Raw genomic sequence first — 19,214 nt, forward strand, 5'->3', positions numbered from 1 at the left:
GAAGCAGACAAAAGAATTAAATGTTTGGAGGAATAGCACATTAAAGGCGCTAACAACAAGGCTCAGGGCGACAAAGCCCGCATTAACGATGAGATTAAAGCCAGAGAAGTAAGATTAATTGGCAAAGACGGTGAACAGGTTGGTGTGGTTTCGCTAGCAGATGCTACGCGTGCCGCTGAAGAAGCGAGCCTAGATCTAGTAGAAATCAGTCCAAATGCCGAGCCGCCAGTCTGTAAAGTTATGGACTATGGCAAATTCCTCTTCGAAAAAAGTAAAGCTCAAAAAGAGCAGAAGAAAAAACAGAAGCAAATTCAGGTCAAGGAGATTAAATTTCGCCCTGGCACTGATGAAGGCGATTACCAGGTAAAACTGCGCAACCTGCGTCGCTTTCTTGAAGGTGGTGACAAAGCCAAAGTTACGATCCGCTTCCGCGGTCGTGAAATGGCGCACCAAGACATCGGTATCGATCTACTAAATCGCGTTAAAGGTGATTTGGAAGATATCGCTACCTGCGAGTCTTTCCCACGTCGTGTGGAAGGTCGTCAGATGATCATGGTGCTAGCCCCAAATAAGAAGTAGTAACGGTCTAAAGTTTTAAGGAATCTGCACCCTTAAACACCTTGCTGCTAAACATTAGCCGGTATGAAGTGACTGCAACACGAAAAATACCGATATTAAACAATGCGGAGTTTTAGCAATGCCTAAAATGAAAACTGTAAGCGGTGCCGCCAAACGTTTCAAGAAAACGGGTTCTGGCCGCTTTAAAAGCAAACAGTCTCACTTACGTCACATTCTGACTAAGAAGAGCTCTAAGCGTAAACGTCACCTTCGTGGCAAAAAACTGGTTCATGACTCTGATACCAAATTGGTTCAGCGCATGTTGCCTTACGTATAAGACTTAGGAGACTGATTAATGGCTAGAGTAAAACGCGGCACTATCGCACGTGCTCGTCACAAAAAAGTCCTCAAGCAGGCAAAAGGTTATTACGGCGCACGTTCACGTGTATATCGCGTAGCGGTACAAGCTGTAACTAAAGCTGGTCAATATGCTTACCGTGACCGTCGTCAGCGCAAGCGTCAATTCCGTCAACTATGGATTGCACGTATCAATGCTGCTGCTCGTCAAAATGGTATGTCATACAGCCGTTTCATTAACGGTTTGAAGAAAGCGTCTGTTGAGATCGATCGTAAGATCCTTGCCGACATCGCAGTACATGACAAAGCAGCTTTCAGCGCACTAGTCGAAGCGGCTAAAGGCGCATTAGCTTAATTATTAACTAATTAAGTTTAAGTTCTTTCGGAAAAAGGCGAGCAGGATGCTCGCCTTTTTTCGTTTCTGGGGTTTAGATAAACACTCTATTATGGTTTTTTACCTTGTGGCTGACTTTGCACGCCTTTAAGAGGCTAGCATAAATAACTTACTGAAAGCGCTGCTGCAAATACTTAATAATTTCTGAAGACTCGTACAACCAAATATCCTTTTCAGTAGTTTGTATGCGTAAGCAAGGGGCCTTCACTTTTCCTCCGCCTTGCGCCAATTCATTACGATACGGTGACCCACTCGATACGCTGCGCTTACGAATAGGCAAATTCATTTTATACATAGCGCGGCGTGTTTTAATACAAAAAGGGCATGCAAAAAATTGATAAAGTGTTAATTCTTGTACGGCTTTTTCAACCTGCTGTTGTTCATGTGGCAATCGTTTAAGTTTTCTGCCGCGAGTAATTAAATCAAGCAAGGCGATAAAACCGCCAAGTGCGTTGCGAATTAGGGAAATGAATAAGCTCAATTTTATGACTTTTAAGGTTAAGAAAGACAGCGGCGCAGTATAGCAAAAATTTTATATAGGATCTTATATGAAGGAATTGCGAATAAGCCCCGGATGTAAGGCCATAGTAATAGAGTAAATCGCAACAACCCATTCCGATAATCCAACAATTAATTTTGTCGATAGCGCGATTTTTAACAAGCAACGCTCGTCAGGCCTATTATGAGGTTTTCTTATCTCGAATGGACAACCTGCTATTGTGGTTTCGATTGTTGTAGGTAATAGAGCCTTTATATCCCCAAGTACAAAAAAGCAGAGCCAAAGCTCTGCTTATATCTATCACACTAGCGTGTAGCGCTCTCTGTTATTTTTTCTCTACGCGCCCATAACGGTCTGAAAACCTAACAATATCGTCTTCACCAAGGTAAGCCCCCGACTGCACCTCTATAAGCTCTAGAGGGATTTTTCCAGGGTTTTCTAAAGCGTGTACTGCACCAATTGGGATATAGACAGATTCGTTTTCTGTTACTAACTGAGTGTTGTCATCAATAGTCACATTGGCACTGCCTGAAACTACAATCCAGTGCTCGGCACGATGGTGGTGCATTTGAACTGATAGTTTCTCGCCTGGTTTTACCGTGATACGTTTAACCTGGAAGCGTGCGCCGCTGTCAATTGAATCGTAGCTACCCCAAGGACGGAAAACTTCACGATGGAATTCAAATTCAGGGCGCTTTTCGGCTTTTAATTTATTAACAACGTTCTTAATGCTCTGTGCATCGTCTTTGTGAGCGACCATTACAGCGTCTTTAGTTTCAACGACTATCACATCTTCTAAACCAATTACCGAAACTAAGCGTTGCTCTGCGTTTACATAACTATTTTTGGTATTTTCTAAAATAGTATCGCCTACACAAACGTTCCCACTGTCATCTTTATCTGCGGTTTCCCACAGTGACGTCCAGCTGCCTACGTCACTCCACCCAGCATCTAATGGAACCATTGCAGCGCTGTCAGTTTTCTCCATAACTGCATAGTCAATTGAATCGTCAGGGCAGGTAGAAAATATTTCAGAATCAACACGAATGAAGTCTAAATCAGGGGCTTCAGTTTCAATGGCCCGACGACAGATTTCTAGCATCTCAGGGTGATACTTACCTAATTCTTCAATATAGCGGCTAGCTTTAAACATAAACATACCGCTATTCCAGAAAAAGTCACCAGACTCAACATACTGTTTTGCAGTTTCAAGTTCTGGCTTTTCAACAAACTCAGCTACTTCAAACCCGACATTAAGTACATTTCCAGCTTTGATGTAACCGTATCCCGTATGCGGTTGGTCTGGAACTATACCGAAAGTTACAAGCTTACCTTCGTTTGCTAAAGCTTCTGCTTTAGTAATCGCACTATGAAATGTACTTTGGTCTTTAATTAGGTGGTCTGCTGCAAGTACAAGAAGTATAGGATCTTCGCCATTCTTGGTGGCGTGTAATGCTGCGAGTGCTATCGCGGGGGCAGTGTTACGACCAACAGGCTCTAATAGAATACCACCGTGCTTAATATTCTTTTTACGAAGCTGCTCAGCAACTAAAAAACGATGCGCTTCATTACATATGAATACGGGCTCTTCGGCATCAGTGCCGCTTAGGCGCGTTATGGTATCTTGCAACATTGTGCTGTCGGAAGTTAGCGCTAAAAATTGTTTAGGTAGAGCTGCTCGTGATTTCGGCCACAGGCGGCTACCTGTTCCGCCAGCTAATACTACAGGTTTCATTACTGATTTCCCTTTCTTATAAATTCTGTCTAGTACGCGTTCTTATTAATAAACCCATTAAAAACGGTCATAAACACTATTTTGATATCGAACCAAATAGACCAGCGATGTATGTAATCTAAATCGTATTCTACGCGCTGTACCATTTTATTTGTTGTCTCGGTTTCACCACGCAGACCATTCACTTGTGCCCAGCCTGTAATTCCTGGTTTAACTTTATGGCGTAACATGTAGCCTGTAATAATTTTACGGTATTCCTCGTTATGCGCCACAGCGTGAGGGCGAGGGCCTACAATCGACATGCGGCCTTGCAGAACATTAATAAACTGCGGAAGTTCATCTAAAGAGGTTCTTCTTAAGAAACCACCAATCTTAGTCAAACGCGCGTCGTTTTTGGTGGCTTGTTTCACAACCGCACCATTATCTTGCGTGGTCATAGACCGGAATTTGTACACTGTAATTTGCTTACCATCTAACCCGTAACGCTTTTGTTTAAAAATTACGGGCCCTTTAGACGTAAGTTTAACCGCTGCTGCAATTGCCAACATGGGTATAGATATCAGCATAAGAATTAACGAGCTTAAGACTACGTCTTCTAAACGCTTCAGAACGTCGCTTGCACCTTGGAACGGGGTGTCATAAACACTTAGCGCCTGTACGTTACCTACCGTCTGCCAGCGAGCATTTAGTAGGTTGTACATGAAGAAGTTCGGAATAACATAAACGTTCGCTGTTGTATCACTACACTGCTCTAATATGCTGCGAATCCGATTTTCCGCACTCATAGGAAGGGCAATGTAAATGTAATCAACTTCATTGCGCTTTGCCATTTCTATCGCGGCTTCTATATTTCCAAGCACCGCACCTTGCATTTCGTGAGGCAGCCGATCTGCTTCTCTGTCGTCAAATAAGCCATTGAACTTAATACCCAAATGCTCATTTTGCTGTATCTGAAGTGCGACATTTGCGCCAAGTTGAGTTGCGCCGATAATGATTGAACGACGAGAGTTAAGGCCACTTTTACGAATGCGAAATAAAAATTTACGCATTACAAAGCGCCACATTATCAACACAACAAATGACGATGCGAACCATAATAAAATTGCAGGCGGCGGGGTCTTGATTTCCTGAACAAAGAAATAGCCCATCGTCATAGTACCTAAAATACTCAATGCCCAAGTAATAGCTGCTGCTCTTAGCATCTCTTGGGTTCCATGTCCACGCCAAGACCTGTAAAGCTCTACGCCTTCTGCTGAAATTTGAAAGCAAATTACATTAACAAATAAAAGGATAAGGCTTGTCGTGTCTATCTGATTTCCGTAATACGCAGCAGATGAATAATAAAGAATAGTGACAAGGGAAAGGTCAATAAGTCTGTAAACAGTAGAAAAACCACTTTGGTTTCTAACAACTAAACCACCGTTGGTATTGGGTTCAACCGGATGAGCTTTAATCGCTTTGTTAGAATCTACTCTATTGTCCATTTAGGTAATCTCTAGGTGAAAAGTGAAGGCCGCCGTGAATGGATTGGTTATCTTACTAACTTGATCCAAATATTACGTAAACAGTAAAAACAGCTAATACATTTGTCTAAATCTAAGCAAGAGTCATGCCTGATAGTGTCGCCACTTCTGCTGCTCACTCAACTATACGTAATTAACTTAGTCATTTTAGATTCATCATTTGCCATTGTAACAATATTGGACCGTTATTGTAATTTTATTACAGCAAGCGACTTTATTTCGTACTAATTTGGTGCAGAAAGAGTAGAATGACGCCCACGCACTTTCCATTAGTTATATAAATACGATAGCATACTAAGCAGAATAGCGTGACGACATATAGCTGAAACAATACCTAGGTACTTTAGTGCATACTTTCATTTTGGCTGATGTGTTAGTAAGTGAGAGAGTTTGACTTAGATGTGAACGAACCAACTTCTTACACATCAAAGCACGATCCCGCAAAAACGGCACGTCTATTGCTCACGGTAAGATATAGTTTAGGAAAATCGGTAAAAAAACACCAAAAGCTGTAAAAGATGCAATTTGTCTCTTTATAGAATTATTTACTTGTGCAATGTGTGAAACCGAAACGAAGTTACAGTTAATAGTTTGTCATTACAGATAGGTCATCGAAGGAAGGAAAAAACATGTTTAAAAGGACCAAAAGCATCATAGCAATGTCGGTAATTTGCGCCACTCCGACACTATATGCCCAAGAGGCCGGTCGAATTCAAGCAGGGCAGTTCGATTTAGTTCCATCATTTACTTCGTCGATGGCGTATGTCGATAACGTAGCAAATGCAAGAGACAATCAAAGTAAAATCTACAGCTGGCGAGCAAAACTTTCTCCAGAGATAATCGCCGCCACAGAGGTTGACGGAAACCCAATTCAAGTCGGTTACAGATTAGAGAAAGGTGTGTATTTCTCTAGCGAAAATGATGATTACATTGACCATTTCGTAGAAGCGTCGGGTGACTTTGAATTAAACAGTCGTCATCGCATAAGTGCACTTGCTCAATATGAAGACGGGCATGAAAACCGAGGTACTGGTTTTTCAATTGGATCAGGGTTAGATATATCGACGCCAGACACTTACAAAAGCAGCAATTTATATGGTGAATATAGCTATGGCGCTGCTACTACTGATGGCATGATAACGTTAAAGGCACGTCGTCAAACCCTTGATTACGATAGAACAGAAGATGCTTACATTATTCGTGACCGCGCAAAAAACATGGTCGGCGCTGAATTTGGTTACCAGATTGGCTCCGCAACAAGTATGGTTGTTGATGTAACAAAGACTTTCGTAAAATATGACGAACAACTTGGTTTAGTTACTCGTGACAATGATGAAACTCGTATACTTGTTGGTGTTGTATGGGAGAGTACTGCTGCAACTACCGGTTTTGCGAAAGTAGGTTATAAAGAAAAAGACTTTGATGATGAATCTCGTGGTACTTTCTACGGTACCGACTGGGAAGTGGGTATTGATTGGCAACCTGTTAGCTATTCAACTGTAAGAATTTCTACCAGCGCAGATACGTTTGAAACCAACGGTGAGGGTGACTTCATTCGAGGTCAAAATTATAGTGTGCGATGGAACCATGATTGGTTAGAGAGAGTCAGCACGTCTTTTAGTGTTACACAGCAAAATGACGAATATGTATTCAATGAAATAGATATTGTTAATAGGGATGACGAATTGATGAACTACTCGGCGGCGCTGAATTATCAAGCACGTAGATGGTTAAAATTTAGCACGTTTTACAAATACACAGATAGAGATAGTAACCGAGATACCATTGGCTACGACAAAAGCGAAATTGGTGTAACAGTAGAGGTAACACTGTGAAGCAAAAAGCGGTTAGCTTATTTTCATTAATATTTTTACTTTTGGGCTCGTTACAAGTAATGGCCCAAGAGGGCAACTTAAGTATGAGCCAATATCAGTTGGGCTCTGGCGATAGAATTAAAATAAGCGTTTTTGGGCAAGAAGACCTATCTATGGAAGTTCGCCTGCCAGATGTAGGTACTATTAATTATCCATTTCTTGGTGAGATAAAGCTTGTAGGCCTAACTGCAGCGCAAGTAGAGCAGCTTATTTACGACGGTTTACTAGGGGATTACCTTGTTAACCCATCTGTTTCTGTCGCTATTGTAGAATATCGTCCGTTCTTTATTGATGGCGAAGTTAAGCGCCCTGGCGGCTATGCTTATCAACCAGGGTTGTCAGTAAATAAAGCGGCCGCGTTAGCAGGCGGGTATACCGAACGCGCAGCGCGCGACAAAATTACTATCATTCGTGAAAAAGATGGCAGAACTAACGAGTTCACAGTAACGGTTAGCGACATGATCCAGCCTGGTGACATAATCACCATTAATCAGCGTTTCTTCTAAATTATACGTAGCGTTCAGGAATAAAAATGGCAGTAAATAGCAGGGAAGAGTCAAATGCCGGTGTGTTTGAAAATGAAACCATCGACATTGCTCACTATTTAGGAATTATAAAGCGTTACGCATTTCGTATTATTTCGCTAGCAATCGCGTTCACAATACTTGTGGCGCTTTTGGTAATGCGCATGACGCCTATGTATACTTCTACCACCACTATTTTGGTAGAAGCAGACAAAGCAAATGTTGTTTCAATTGAAGAGGTCTATGGCTTAGATACAAAGCGCAAAGACTACATGCAAACTCAGTTTGAAATATTACAGTCGCGTCAAATTGCAGAGCGTACCGTGGAAAGCTTATCATTATGGAACAATGAAGAGTTTATGCCAGCCAAAGAAGAGCCGGGTATTGTCGACCAGCTTAAAGCCAGCCTTCTAGAAGCATTACCATTTTTGCCTCAGGAAGATCCAAAAGAGCTTACTGAAGAGCAAATTTTAGCGGCTAAAAAACGTAAAGCTACTTCTTTATTGATGAGGGCATTGTCAGTAGAGATGGTAGATAACACGCAAGTAATGCGTATTACCGTTACTACTGAATCTCCGCGACTGTCGGCTGAATTAGCAAATGCTGTTGCTGACGTGTACATCGAAAACTACCTTCAAGCTAAGTTAGATATGACAGCAAAAGCGACGTCTTTTCTTACAGAAAGTTTAGAAGGTTTGAAGCAAAAGCTAGATGTAGCTGAACGTAACTTGGCGAAGTTCTATGAAGAAAACCAAGTAGTAAACATTGACGGTGTAGTAGGTTTAGCGTCTGAAGAGCTAGAGCAGCTAAGTAAGCAGTTATTAGATGCGCAAACGGCGCTTAAATTAAACGCGGTTATTTACAAACAAACGCGTAATGATGTTTCATTAGATGACATTGCACGCTTGCCTGAAGTACTTAACCACCCGACTATCAGAGACGTTCGCCGAGATGAAGCTAAGGCTATGACGCGTGTAAGCGAGCTTAGCAATGTATACGGCCCTAAACACCCGCGTATGATTGCAGCAAACGCTGAACTTTCATCAATAAGAGAAACACTAAGCGGCCAAATACGCGACCTAATTAGAAGCATTACAACGCAATACGAAGTATCTGAAGATAGGGTAGCGCAATTAGAACGAGAAGTGTCTCGTGCGAAAGCTGAATTCCGCGACCTATCCGCGCTGGATAATCAGCGCAAAGCCCTTCAGCGAGAAGTTGATATTAATCAGCAGCTATACAATTCATTCTTCACACGCTTAAAAGAAACAGACGAGCTTGGTGGTTTTGAATCTGCAAACGCAAGAGTGTTGGATGAAGCGCTTCCAAATTACGCGCCTTCAAAACCAAACAAGAAATTGTTAATTGGCGCAGCTTTTGTATTCAGCGTGGGTTTTGGTGTGTTCTTAGCTATTGCGATGGAAACGCTTAACAGTGGTATACGTTCAGTGGAAGATGTTGAGCGCAAGCTTGGTCAACGTATGCTGGGCCTCATTCCTTGGTTACCACATAAGAAAAAGACTGATTTGCCCGTTCGCTCATTCTTCGACGGTAAAAAGCATCAGTTTGCCGAGTCTGTACGTACATTGCGTACTAGCTTGTCGCTATTGAATTTAGACAAAGAGCAACAAGCTATAATGGTAACCTCAAGTGTACCTAAAGAAGGTAAAACGACGGTTTCTATAAACTTGGCGTTCGCCTTAGGTCAGCTAGATAAAACGATACTTATCGATGCAGATTTACGTCGTCCTAGTGTAGGTAAGCAATTTAACATTCCGAACTATCAGCCGGGCGTAGCAAACCTTATCTTGAAGTCACATACTTTAGATGAATGTTTGGTGAGGGATGAAGAGTCTAATATTGATATTTTATCAGCAGGTACTATACCTTCTAACCCGCAGGAATTATTGTCGGATAAAGGTTTCAACGAGCTTATTGAGCTGTTAAAAACACAGTATAAGTATGTTGTAATTGATACTGCACCTACTCAAGCGGTAAGCGACTCTATGTTAATTGCTAACTCTTGTGACTCGGTTATTTACGTTGTGCGTGCTGATAGTACCAGTGAAAAGCTTATTAATAATGGGCTGTCTCGCTTCTTACAAGTAGGTCATCGCCTTGATGGCGTAGTACTAAATCAAGTAGACTTACGCAAATCAGGAGCAGCACAAAGGTACGCTGGGTTTTATGATCAATATGGGTATACCAGTCATAAAAACAGCTAACAGCATTTATTGATAGACTTACATAGCCACATATTGCCTGGCATCGACGATGGTGCCAGGTCTTTAGACATTGCCTTGGAAATGGCGCAGCAAGCTGTAGATGGCGGTGTTCGCCATATGGTCTGTACACCACATATTCACAAAGGCTACTTTGACAATACGTTTAAGTCTATCGAACATACTTTCCTAGAATTTAAAAAAGAAATAAACCGCGCGTCTATTCCTCTTTCTCTTTCTTTTGCCGCAGAAGTGCGCGTTAACGAGCTAATTCCTATTTGGTTCAAGCAAAAGGAACTGCCTTTTTTAGGCGATTATAACGGCAAGCATATCCTGCTACTGGAAATGCCACATAGTCATATACCGCAAGGCTTGGAAGTTCTTATAAAATGGCTCTTGAAAAATAATGTACAGCCACTTATTGCACACCCAGAGCGCAATCGCGAGCTGTTAGCCGAGCAGCACAAATTTAGTTGGTTGCAGCGTCAAGGCTGTATGTTTCAAGTTACCGCAGGTGCGTTAACAGGCCGCTTTGGCGACAAGGTAGAAGATTTCGCATTAGCTATGATGCGAAACAAAGCATTTCATGTAGTGGCGTCAGACACCCATGACCTTGTACGCCGGCCTAACGATATGGGGGCCGCTTACGAAGTTGTGTCGGCATTCAGTGATGAATTTGCACAAGAAGTTTTTGTAACGCGACCTGGTGCGATAGTGTCGTTTGAACAAAAAAATGAACCAATCAATGACTAGCCGTTCACTTAATATCTTCAAAGATAACAGCCTAATACTGAAGTGGACAATGGTGCTAGTTGCTGGCTTCTGTTTTTTGTGGAGCTTCCAGCTTTTTATAGCGGGCAATGCGTATTACAGTGTCAAAAATGATATTGAGGGGTGGCAACTAAGCCCTGACAAAGCTTCAATAAACAGAATTGACAGGGGCCTAGGTAAAATTGGGAACGCTATCGATTATTTCCCAGATAACGCTCTGTATTATCAAATACAAGGGCAGTTATTTGAGTGGAAAGCCGTTGTTGAAAAGAGAAGTGAAGAATCGGGCGATGCTGAATTAGGCTTAAAGAGCCATAGCGATAACTTAAACAATGCGGCAGAAAGCTATGAAAAAAGCCTGTTATTAAGGCCTACTTGGAGCGGCAGTTGGATTGGCTTGGCATCTGTAAAGCTGCTGCGTGATGAGTTAGATGATGAGTTTTATCGTTATCTAAAAAACGCCAAGCAAGCCGGCCCACAGGATGCCATAGTGCACAAGTTTATTGTGGAGTTCGGCTTAGAAATGTTTAGTGCAAGGTCTATCCACTACGTAAAAATTAAAGAGCAATTGAAACAGCATTTGAATTTAGGCCTTCAAAACCCACTAAGCAGAGATTTTGTTTTAAAGGCAATACAAAAGCATAATGCGAGTGAAACCGTTTGTAGATGGTTACGTGACGCCAGTTACCCAGTTCGAAAACGCATTTCTAACTGCATAACTTATGATTAGTTAGCCTTTTCCATTTAGCCAATCCCACAAGCCTAAAGAAAACCCTTCAAAAAGGTTTATACCCAACCAGCTCTTTAAAATATACAGTAGCACTAAGCCTAACACTAAAGATACGCATAAGAATAAAGCAATAATCGCCGCCATCACCAGTTTGCCTATACGGCTTTCGGTACGCGACAGGTCGCGCTTATCTCGGCCTGCCAATAAAACAAAGTAATATCGGCTTCGTAGTAAACCTATAGTGCCTCTTACATCAACTTTGTGGCTACCCCATCGCCGACCGGCCAGGGCTGTGTTTAAGTGAAACAGTTGGTCGTCAGTAAAAGAATCGGCAACATTTTTAGGCATACGTTCCAGCATATGTTGAACGTTTGGCTCTTCTTTTATCGGTCGCTTTATCTTTAATACCACACAAATCCCCTTGTGTTATAAAACCAATGCTGGTTATTTATCTTGTCTTCCCATAGGTATATCGCGGCTTAACGCACCTAGCGCTAACAGTATAATAAATATAGCGGTATTTGCTGGTGCTTGTAGAGGAAAGTCTACTGTACTGTGTAATGCCATCCCAATAACCGCCATAACAGTTGCAAAGGCTGTTCCTCTTGGCAGTGGATGTCTTCGGTGTCGTATTGCGCTTAAGGCGCTTTTCGCGCACAGCAATACAAGCACGGCTATAATGGCTGCGCCTACTATGCCAAACTCAATAGCAAACTGAAGGTATTCATTGTGAGCGTGATCGTAAAAGTGCTGAATAGATTCACTTTGTACCTGAGGGTATACCGTATAAAAGGTGCCCCCGCCTGTACCGATAACTCCATATTGAGAAAGAAGGGGCAGGGCATCAGTTACAACTTCATCTCTGCTTTCTTGGGTTAAGTTTGTTTGTTCTAAGCGTTGCTGTACCTGCTTAAGTCCAAAAAGGCTACTAACAATAAGAATGTCGATTACCAGCATACTGATAAATAGTACTACATAGCTTTTTTGACGGGGTTTAAAGTAAATTAAGCCTAGTGTAGCGGTAATAGTCATGGCTATGAAAAAAGCGCTGTTACCCATTCTAGAGCGAGACATAACTAACGCGATAACCATTATAATAATACCTATACGAAACAGCACTTTATTGCTTAACCAAAAACGTACTATTCTTCGTAATCGCTCTCTAGGGCTAGAACCGCTTCGAACACGCAAACTAGCTATCATGTAACCAATGGCAGCGCTCAAACATAGCAAAAGAAAGTTAGCGTAGTGGTTCTTATACACAAAACTTCCCGTTGCGATATGCGAAACTGGTAACTTAAACACCAAGCTATACTGCAGACCAGACAATACTTCTAACGAACCATATATAGCCTGAAACACGCCAGCAGCACTTATCACAATCAATATATATCTAAGTCGCTTGCCTGTATTAACCAAAGTCAGCGTTATAAAAAATAAGAAACAATAGGCGAGGGATTTGAAGAATATTACATCGCTTTGGCCCACATCGAAGCTAAGAGGTAGCCATTGCGAGCTTATATTTTCCATACCCTGAATATTTTCATTAAGTAAAAAATTAACGCGTTCGGGGCGCAGAGCTTCAATCAAAGAAAAGGGTAGGGGGACTATATTGATAAGCTGCCAGGTTAAAAATACTAACCATACAATTACCAGCAGTTTGTATTTTGTGTATAGCTTTGTAAGTAGAGATTTGTGCGTAAGTAATAAAATGCCGCCAAGAAAGAAAACTGACATTTGCATTAGTGCCCACGCCCACGGGCGATTGGCACCTAGTGATAAAGGCAGCCAAAACAAGGTAAACAAAAGAAAACCGAAAAGAAACTTTTCGGTTTTCTGGGTATTAAAAATAGGCACTTACAACGTACTAGCGCGAAATTTAAATGTAATGGACTTTAGTTCGCTGAAATAGTGGTGTCGCCGCCGCCAGCGCCAGCAGCTCCCGTACCTACACCTAGCGGAGAAAACGTATTGCCAGCCGCGCCTGCAGCAGTTGCAGTTAGGGTACTAGGGTCTACACCCGCATTGATAACCGCTAATAGCGCGTCTTCTTCGCTTATAACCTGCATCTGAAGGGCAATGTTATAAATCTCGTTAGCATCTTCTGGGAACATCAAAATAGCAATGGTTACAACCTGCGCAGCTTGTTCAGGCAATGCTGTAAAACCTGCTATAGCAAGTTCAAAGCCGGTGGCGTTATCATTCAAAAGGCCCACCAATGATTCGAAAGCATTCTGATTTTCACCTAGATAAGCCATAGCTGATGCATCAAAAAATAGTGCTTCATCAAGCACGGTTTGGCTTACTTCACTTGCTGCTTGCTCAACCGCGGCACCTTCTTCAATTTCAGTAACCAAAAGGTTTCTAACTTGTAGGCCTGGTACGCTACCTTCTTGTGCAAAAGAAACTGTCGAAAAAGCGATTAAAGCGCTTAAAAGCACAGATAAAAAAACGTTGCTACGCATAACTTATCCTTAGATTAAAAACGTCGGGTTAGCTTCTTGCTAACACCATATAGCCATATTGTACAACAAGTGAACGTACAAGATCTCGCTTTTGTTGTACATCTTATTCACTTATGCTCATTTTACGCGTGTATTAATACTGCCACAGCGAAGGTTTCGCGAAATAAAACCCTTGTTGATATGAAACATCTAACTTTGATAAAGCGACACATTCCGCTTCATTCTCAACAAGTTCAGCAATAATGTTAATACTTAACCCACGAGCGATACTCAATAAACTACTTACAAACAGCTGACTGTCTTTGTCTGAGTGAATATCTTTCGTAAGTTTGCCGGAAATTTTTACAAAATGAGGCTGAATAGCCCTCAACCCGACTAACGATGCAAGATTGTCTCCAAAATGTTCAATGGTAATCTTGCAGCCTAAATTAACCAGCAACTTGCAAAACGATACTGCATCGTTCTTATGGTGTATTAGTGCAGAATCTTCTAATTCAAAGATCAAATAGGTGCACAGCGCTTCATTTTGGTTCAGTAAACCTAATAGCCACTGTCTAAACGAAGCATTGGCTAGCGACGCGTTCGCAATGTTAATGGCAACATTGCGTTTATCTTTTGCTAGCTTATTAAGCACTAGACTTACCACCAACTTATCTACCTCAGGAATTAAGTTCAAGCGCTCTGACGCCGGAATTAATTGAGACATTGGTATAGGGTTGCCAGTATCTTTGTCTTTAAATCGGGCAAACGCCTCGAAATAAGCGGGCGTGTTTTGGTCAACGTTCATTACAGGCTGAATAAGTATATCGGCATACTGCTGGTGTAATATTTGGTTCAAACGCTCTTTCCACGCCGTATTGCTGTGAATGTGAGAAAGCTCAGACGCAAATTGCCAGCCATTGGGTTGCTTTGTGGCTGCCATAAGCGCGCTATCAGCGTTTTCCATAATTTCAGAAAAAGATTGCTGGTCATTGAATTGCGCTGCACCTATCCACACTGCCTTACTGCCATCTTTAAGCGGGTTGTAGTGAGACAAAGTGGTATTAAGTACCTGCAGGTGCGCTTCACATTCTTGCTTTGTCATAGCCTCGGTAACTAACACAAAATCAGCGCCCGATATCCTAAACAAAAATGATGTTTCTTGAATACTAGATGAGAAGTTTTTAAGCTCTTTGGCCACATCAGTAACATACTTATCACCATCTTGTGCGCCTAATGTCATGTTAATAGCGTTTAGTTGTGCAAGACGTATTAAAATTACATAGCCTTCATCCGAGGTGGCAGTTTTACTTAGTAGCGCGTTCATATGGCGGGTGAAAGCGTTTCTATTTTGCACACCGGTAAGACTGTCTTCAAAAGCTTGAATTCTAAACTGCTCGGCCTTTTGGGTTAATTCTTTAAACATTACTTCAACAGAAGATGAAAGCCTGTTTACCGCCTGAGTTATAAAAGAAAGTTCTTTCGTAAAAGGTTTGTAGTTAATGTGGGAAAACTTTTGATTTTGAATATCTTCAATTTTGTTTACCACAATACGAAGGGGTTTTGTGATGGCAGTAATGATAAAGAGCAGGGCAATATAGGCAAAAACGAAGGCTGCAAAAAACATAAACGCGCTTTGTTTAACGCTTTCCCACAGGGTTTCATTTGCAAGCCCTGGGTGACTTTGAACCGCAAGCTCACCCGCCATCGTCCAACCATTATTCAATTCAGTTTTCTCTACCGGTGGTGTAACTTCCACAATGTTAGTAAACCAGTCTGGCACTGAATCAATGGTATTAGGGTTGCGCCTTTCAATTAGTAAATTCCCTTCCATATCGGTAATGGTTATATATTGGTAAAACCCTCTATCGAAAATAGCATTGACCATGGTTTCGGCTACCGCAATACCGTTGTCTTCACTTAAATATGGGGTGATAGATAGCCCCAACGAGGTCGCAGTATCTTGCGCGTGGGTGGCAAGCTGCTCGTTTACATACTCTCTGGTTAGCTTAACGTTTATTATGAAAGAACCAGCAAAAACCAGTATCAAAAAAACGAGTAAGCTTGTACTTAATTGGGTAGATAGTCTCATTATTCTTCTTTATCTCCGTACATAACGCGGTCTAGCCGCTCTACCATATCGTCCCACATCTTCATCGGGCCACTTCCCCTTAGCTTACGGCCCGTTCCCATAGCTTTTGCGGCCCACAAGCCGTTACCATTAAAGCTATAAATGGGTGACAAATCTCTTCTTTTATTAGCAGGCAATATACGCCTATTTATATTATCCAAAACAAGTGGAATAGAGGTTGGGGTTTCATAATACGCCAAAACCATGTGGGGTTGGCGTAATTCTAAGGCGGTTACATACATTAATCGCAACTGTTGTTCAGGGACGCCAAGTTCAATTAAAGAGAAGTATTTGGCAATAGTGTAGTCTTCACAGTCGCCAGCACCGGTAGAAATAAACTCAATTGGCGTTGCCCAATAATCTTTTTGCTGCCAATGAACAAGGTCGTCTACAAAATCGAAACGGTTAAAAAAGCGGTTTATCTGATAAAGCTTTTCGTCTAGATCTTCGCTCTGTAACTCATCAACCAATTGTCGCCATTTAGCAACGTCTTCTTTTGCTTCGCTGCCATAAACTGAGTTAATGCGTGCATAAACTTGCGGTGTGAAAACGGTTTTTTGTTGGGCGATTGGCGATGTAACCGCAAGTAAAGTAAGACCTACAACAACAGCCGAGCGAACAGCGGTTAGCATGCTGCGCAAAGCTGATTGGGTAAGAAAAGGAAAACAAAAACGTTTCTTTTGGTGCAAACCGTGGGTACTTTATGCAATAGATTAAGGCAAGTGTAAAAAATCTTTCACTACCATGCTATAGCATAGCTTGCCAACCAATAAGACAATGATGGCAAACTTATTAAGAACTTGAAAGGCATTTTGGAAGCCAAGAAGTTTTTTTGTTTGTTATTGATCTTTTTGGCACATTTTATGTTTAACCTATCTTCGAATAGAGTTTTGAACATATAAGTACAGGGTGTGGGTTATGAACTTGCACACCTTCTGGTATCATTACCAAGCTTTGTAGTAAATTTACAACGAAAAGGAACTTTCATGGAGTACTCAGCGCGTCCAGCGGTGTTTATCATTAATTCACTTGAAGGCGGTGGCGCTGAACGAGTAATGGTTAAATTGTTAACCATAATGCAATCTTATTTCGTTGCTAAAAACATTCCTGTACATCTAATTCTGCTAGACGACTTGCCAGAATCTCAAGTTTGCCCCGAGTACGTTAATAAAATAGTGCTTAATTCCCAAGGCAGTTTAGTTTCAGGTTATAAACAGCTTAAGCCCGTTCTAGCAGAACTAAACCCAGAATATTGCTTTAGCTTTTTAACGCGAAGTAACTTCTTGAACGCTACGTTAGCCAAGCGCTTAAAGTTTAAAGCTATAATTAGCGAGCGGGTTAATACAACAAGTCATCTCTCTGGCGGCTTAAAGGATAGTGTAAGCCGTTTATTAGTTCGTCTGCTTTACAATAAAGCCGACAGTGTTGTAGCTGTATCTGAAGGTGTAAGAGCTGACCTTATCGATAACTATTCAGTATCAAGAGACAAGGTATCGGTGTTGTACAACCCTTACGATATAGACCAGCTTCAGATTCAGGCTTCAGAAAGTGTGTCGGACCTACCGACTAAGCCTTACATTATTGGGGTAGGGCGCTTAGTTAAGAATAAAAACTTCTCTTTACTAATTAACGCCTACGCCAAGGCAAACATAGCAGAAAGCTTGGTAATTTTGGGCGTAGGCGATGAAGAAGCAAACCTTAAAGCGCAAGCTAAAGAGCTAGGAATTGATAACAAGGTTCAGTTTCTTGGCTTTAAAGCAAACCCATACCCTTATTTAAGTAATGCCGAATACTTTGTAAGTACATCGAATGCTGAAGGGTTTCCTAACGCCATTGTTGAAGCTATGTGTTTAGGAAAAGCAGTAATAGCAACAAACTGTGAGTCGGGCCCTGCGGAAATTATTGCCGAACAATATCCTTACAGAGTAACTGGCGCTAGTGAGGAAAAAAACGGTATTCTGTGTGAGTTAAATAACGCTGAAGGTGTTGCAAGTGCGTTAGGCTCATTCAGTGATGAAACCGTTCGGGTATCTTACGCTGCTAAGAGCAAAAGCTGTGCAAAGCAATTTTCTTACAATGCCTTTCAAGAAAAAGTAATAGCCATTATTGAAAAGGTTTGCAAATAAACATGTTTGAAGGGTTAAAAGTAGTTGTTGGCCTAATAAGTTTTATTATGGTGTATCGCACCATAACTGGGAACTGCAATAAATATCTAGCGTTTGCTATTTGCGCTATATGGCTGCGATTCTTTTTGTCGGCGTTTCATACTATTACGTACCCTTCTTTGGTAGCGGGTTTTTCAATTAATGCGCTTTCAAGTATATCGGTTGCAGGGCTTGGGCTTTTCTTTTTACCGTTTGCAGTATTTACCTTACGTAAACTACTTCCTTTCTACTTTCTGTTTCTTGCCATTGCAATAAGTGGCTTTGTCAACATGTTGATTCCAGGCACTATAAACGTCTTAGTTAAATGGTGTTATTTCTTGGTGTTAACTGGGGCTATATTTTTATCTGTAAGGGCTCAAGGTCACAGCGTTACTTTCAAAAAGTTATTAGTGTGCTTTTTTATGCCTGTAGCAATGCAAGTGCTGTCTATAGTGCTTGGGGAAGTGAAAGCTACAGAGAATGACGGCTCGGCTAGCTATATTGGCGGGTACAACCACGAAGCAGCTTTCTCTATGATAATAGTTAGCTTCATCTTTGTACTTGGGTTAACAGAAAGACATGCTATTAGGTTTCGAACTACACTTTTTACGATAGCAGTTTTTCTACTTATACTCGTTAATTACAGAACTGCAGTGTTAACAATTTTACCCATCGCTGCAATATTCTATTACTCGTTAGTAGAACAGCGTTTAAAGCCATCTCAAAAAGCCCCTGTTTTAACAGTGGTTTCTATGTTTCTGATTTTTGTTTTCGTTGCACTTTCTTTTACGATGAGGGAAAGGTTTGCCGACGTTGGGACGTTAGCATCGAACTTAGACCTAATATTTAAAGCACCTGCTTATTTTACTGAAGCTGAAAAAGACATTATGTCTTCAAGAGTATATTTGTGGAGTCAATATATAGATGCTTTGACAAATTCAGACTTGCTTCAACAATTGATTGGTTATGGACCAGAGGCGTGGAATGGTGTCTTTAAGCATTACGCACATAACACATATGTTTCTTACTTTTATGAATACGGATACATAGGGCTGTTCTCGTTTCTTTTCCTATGCTCGTATTCTTTGATTATTACCGCTGGTGTAAAAGACAAACGCTTGTCAAAAATCTTACCACTATCTTTAATTGGCTTTTTAACAATGAATTTAGCAACAATGCCGCTATGGAATATAGAAGGACTAATATTCTTCGCAATTTTGATAGGCGTTTCTTTAGGTAATACTGCCCCAGCAAAAGCGCGGTATAGTTTTAGAAACCAGTTAGCACTATTAACTACAACGGATTAGT

The 19,214-nt window shown here is 41.4% G+C and carries 18 protein-coding genes; 10 read left to right on the forward strand and 8 right to left on the reverse strand.

Going from position 1 to position 19,214, the window contains the following annotated elements:
* Positions 1-39 precede the first annotated feature (39 nt).
* The 3 genes from infC to rplT all read left to right on the forward strand — a co-directional run bounded on the left by infC (position 40) and on the right by rplT (position 1,270).
* Positions 40-579, forward strand: coding sequence for a translation initiation factor IF-3 (gene infC / locus PCAR9_RS07420; protein WP_179985174.1), 540 nt, complete (start codon positions 40-42; stop codon positions 577-579).
* A 118-nt stretch (positions 580-697) separates the two neighbouring features.
* Complete coding sequence (gene rpmI, locus PCAR9_RS07425; protein ID WP_012518091.1) at positions 698-895, forward strand: 50S ribosomal protein L35; 198 nt, start codon at positions 698-700, stop codon at positions 893-895.
* A gap of 18 nt (positions 896-913) precedes the next feature.
* On the forward strand, positions 914-1,270 hold the full coding sequence (gene rplT, locus PCAR9_RS07430; RefSeq protein WP_012518092.1) for a 50S ribosomal protein L20: 357 nt from the start codon (positions 914-916) through the stop codon (positions 1,268-1,270).
* A 148-nt stretch (positions 1,271-1,418) separates the two neighbouring features.
* On the opposite strand, the gene PCAR9_RS07435 is transcribed toward rplT, so the two are convergent.
* The 3 genes from PCAR9_RS07435 to PCAR9_RS07445 form a co-directional block, all read right to left on the reverse strand.
* Entirely contained in the window at positions 1,419-1,790 is a 372-nt protein-coding gene (locus tag PCAR9_RS07435; RefSeq protein ID WP_179983047.1) for a glutathione S-transferase N-terminal domain-containing protein, read from the reverse strand.
* 343 nt (positions 1,791-2,133) lie between these two features.
* Positions 2,134-3,543 carry a mannose-1-phosphate guanylyltransferase/mannose-6-phosphate isomerase gene (locus PCAR9_RS07440; RefSeq protein ID WP_179983048.1) on the reverse strand — a complete coding sequence of 470 codons (1,410 nt, stop codon included), beginning with the start codon at positions 3,541-3,543 and terminating at the stop codon, positions 2,134-2,136.
* 29 nt (positions 3,544-3,572) lie between these two features.
* Positions 3,573-5,027: an undecaprenyl-phosphate glucose phosphotransferase gene (locus tag PCAR9_RS07445; protein WP_179983049.1), complete on the reverse strand. Its 1,455-nt coding sequence runs from the start codon at positions 5,025-5,027 to the stop codon at positions 3,573-3,575.
* Positions 5,028-5,695: 668 nt separating this feature from the next.
* On the opposite strand from PCAR9_RS07445, the gene PCAR9_RS07450 reads away from it, so the two are divergent.
* The 5 genes from PCAR9_RS07450 to PCAR9_RS07470 all read left to right on the forward strand — a co-directional run bounded on the left by PCAR9_RS07450 (position 5,696) and on the right by PCAR9_RS07470 (position 11,187).
* Positions 5,696-6,901, forward strand: coding sequence for an outer membrane beta-barrel protein (locus PCAR9_RS07450; RefSeq protein WP_179983050.1), 1,206 nt, complete (start codon positions 5,696-5,698; stop codon positions 6,899-6,901).
* Between the two features lie 83 nt (positions 6,902-6,984).
* Positions 6,985-7,446 (forward strand): polysaccharide biosynthesis/export family protein, encoded by a 462-nt coding sequence (locus tag PCAR9_RS07455; RefSeq protein WP_179983051.1) that lies wholly within the window; start codon positions 6,985-6,987, stop codon positions 7,444-7,446.
* Between the two features lie 26 nt (positions 7,447-7,472).
* Positions 7,473-9,689 (forward strand): GumC family protein, encoded by a 2,217-nt coding sequence (locus tag PCAR9_RS07460; RefSeq protein ID WP_179983052.1) that lies wholly within the window; start codon positions 7,473-7,475, stop codon positions 9,687-9,689.
* Between the two features lie 9 nt (positions 9,690-9,698).
* Positions 9,699-10,439, forward strand: coding sequence for a tyrosine-protein phosphatase (locus PCAR9_RS07465; protein ID WP_179983053.1), 741 nt, complete (start codon positions 9,699-9,701; stop codon positions 10,437-10,439).
* Positions 10,432-11,187 (forward strand): VpsP family polysaccharide biosynthesis protein, encoded by a 756-nt coding sequence (locus tag PCAR9_RS07470; protein ID WP_179983054.1) that lies wholly within the window; start codon positions 10,432-10,434, stop codon positions 11,185-11,187. The genes PCAR9_RS07465 and PCAR9_RS07470 overlap by 8 nt, the downstream gene beginning before the upstream one ends.
* Here PCAR9_RS07470 and PCAR9_RS07475 read toward each other — a convergent pair whose 3' ends face one another.
* The 5 genes from PCAR9_RS07475 to PCAR9_RS07495 form a co-directional block, all read right to left on the reverse strand.
* Entirely contained in the window at positions 11,188-11,598 is a 411-nt protein-coding gene (locus PCAR9_RS07475; RefSeq protein ID WP_179983055.1) for a 3-phosphoshikimate 1-carboxyvinyltransferase, read from the reverse strand.
* A 33-nt stretch (positions 11,599-11,631) separates the two neighbouring features.
* Positions 11,632-13,038 (reverse strand): O-antigen ligase family protein, encoded by a 1,407-nt coding sequence (locus PCAR9_RS07480; RefSeq protein WP_179985175.1) that lies wholly within the window; start codon positions 13,036-13,038, stop codon positions 11,632-11,634.
* Positions 13,039-13,082: 44 nt separating this feature from the next.
* Complete coding sequence (locus PCAR9_RS07485) at positions 13,083-13,652, reverse strand: hypothetical protein (RefSeq protein WP_179983056.1); 570 nt, start codon at positions 13,650-13,652, stop codon at positions 13,083-13,085.
* A 133-nt stretch (positions 13,653-13,785) separates the two neighbouring features.
* Entirely contained in the window at positions 13,786-15,723 is a 1,938-nt protein-coding gene (locus PCAR9_RS07490) for a bifunctional diguanylate cyclase/phosphodiesterase (RefSeq protein WP_179983057.1), read from the reverse strand.
* A complete protein-coding gene (locus PCAR9_RS07495; RefSeq protein ID WP_179985176.1) occupies positions 15,723-16,394 on the reverse strand; it encodes a transglutaminase-like cysteine peptidase in 672 nt (223 codons plus the stop codon). The genes PCAR9_RS07490 and PCAR9_RS07495 overlap by 1 nt, the downstream gene beginning before the upstream one ends.
* Before the next feature lie 354 nt (positions 16,395-16,748).
* Between PCAR9_RS07495 and PCAR9_RS07500 the strand changes: the two genes are divergently transcribed.
* A complete protein-coding gene (locus PCAR9_RS07500; RefSeq protein WP_179983058.1) occupies positions 16,749-17,888 on the forward strand; it encodes a glycosyltransferase in 1,140 nt (379 codons plus the stop codon).
* 2 nt (positions 17,889-17,890) lie between these two features.
* A complete protein-coding gene (locus PCAR9_RS07505; RefSeq protein WP_179983059.1) occupies positions 17,891-19,213 on the forward strand; it encodes an O-antigen ligase family protein in 1,323 nt (440 codons plus the stop codon).
* Position 19,214: the final 1 nt, after the last annotated feature.

Source organism: Alteromonas macleodii (assembly GCF_903772925.1).
GTDB classification, from domain to species: domain Bacteria; phylum Pseudomonadota; class Gammaproteobacteria; order Enterobacterales; family Alteromonadaceae; genus Alteromonas; species Alteromonas macleodii_A.

Bases quoted from the DNA above. Each gene is read 5' to 3' on its own strand.
- PCAR9_RS07485 (WP_179983056.1), bottom strand. From the start codon at position 13,652: ATGCGTAGCAACGTTTTTTTATCTGTGCTTTTAAGCGCTTTAATCGCT.
- PCAR9_RS07490 (WP_179983057.1), bottom strand. From the start codon at position 15,723: ATGAGACTATCTACCCAATTAAGTACAAGCTTACTCGTTTTTTTGATA.
- PCAR9_RS07450 (WP_179983050.1), top strand. From the start codon at position 5,696: ATGTTTAAAAGGACCAAAAGCATCATAGCAATGTCGGTAATTTGCGCC.
- PCAR9_RS07505 (WP_179983059.1), top strand. From the start codon at position 17,891: ATGTTTGAAGGGTTAAAAGTAGTTGTTGGCCTAATAAGTTTTATTATG.
- rpmI (WP_012518091.1), top strand. From the start codon at position 698: ATGCCTAAAATGAAAACTGTAAGCGGTGCCGCCAAACGTTTCAAGAAA.
- PCAR9_RS07445 (WP_179983049.1), bottom strand. From the start codon at position 5,027: ATGGACAATAGAGTAGATTCTAACAAAGCGATTAAAGCTCATCCGGTT.
- PCAR9_RS07470 (WP_179983054.1), top strand. From the start codon at position 10,432: ATGACTAGCCGTTCACTTAATATCTTCAAAGATAACAGCCTAATACTG.
- PCAR9_RS07500 (WP_179983058.1), top strand. From the start codon at position 16,749: ATGGAGTACTCAGCGCGTCCAGCGGTGTTTATCATTAATTCACTTGAA.
- PCAR9_RS07440 (WP_179983048.1), bottom strand. From the start codon at position 3,543: ATGAAACCTGTAGTATTAGCTGGCGGAACAGGTAGCCGCCTGTGGCCG.
- rplT (WP_012518092.1), top strand. From the start codon at position 914: ATGGCTAGAGTAAAACGCGGCACTATCGCACGTGCTCGTCACAAAAAA.
- PCAR9_RS07455 (WP_179983051.1), top strand. From the start codon at position 6,985: ATGAGCCAATATCAGTTGGGCTCTGGCGATAGAATTAAAATAAGCGTT.
- PCAR9_RS07495 (WP_179985176.1), bottom strand. From the start codon at position 16,394: ATGCTAACCGCTGTTCGCTCGGCTGTTGTTGTAGGTCTTACTTTACTT.
- PCAR9_RS07460 (WP_179983052.1), top strand. From the start codon at position 7,473: ATGGCAGTAAATAGCAGGGAAGAGTCAAATGCCGGTGTGTTTGAAAAT.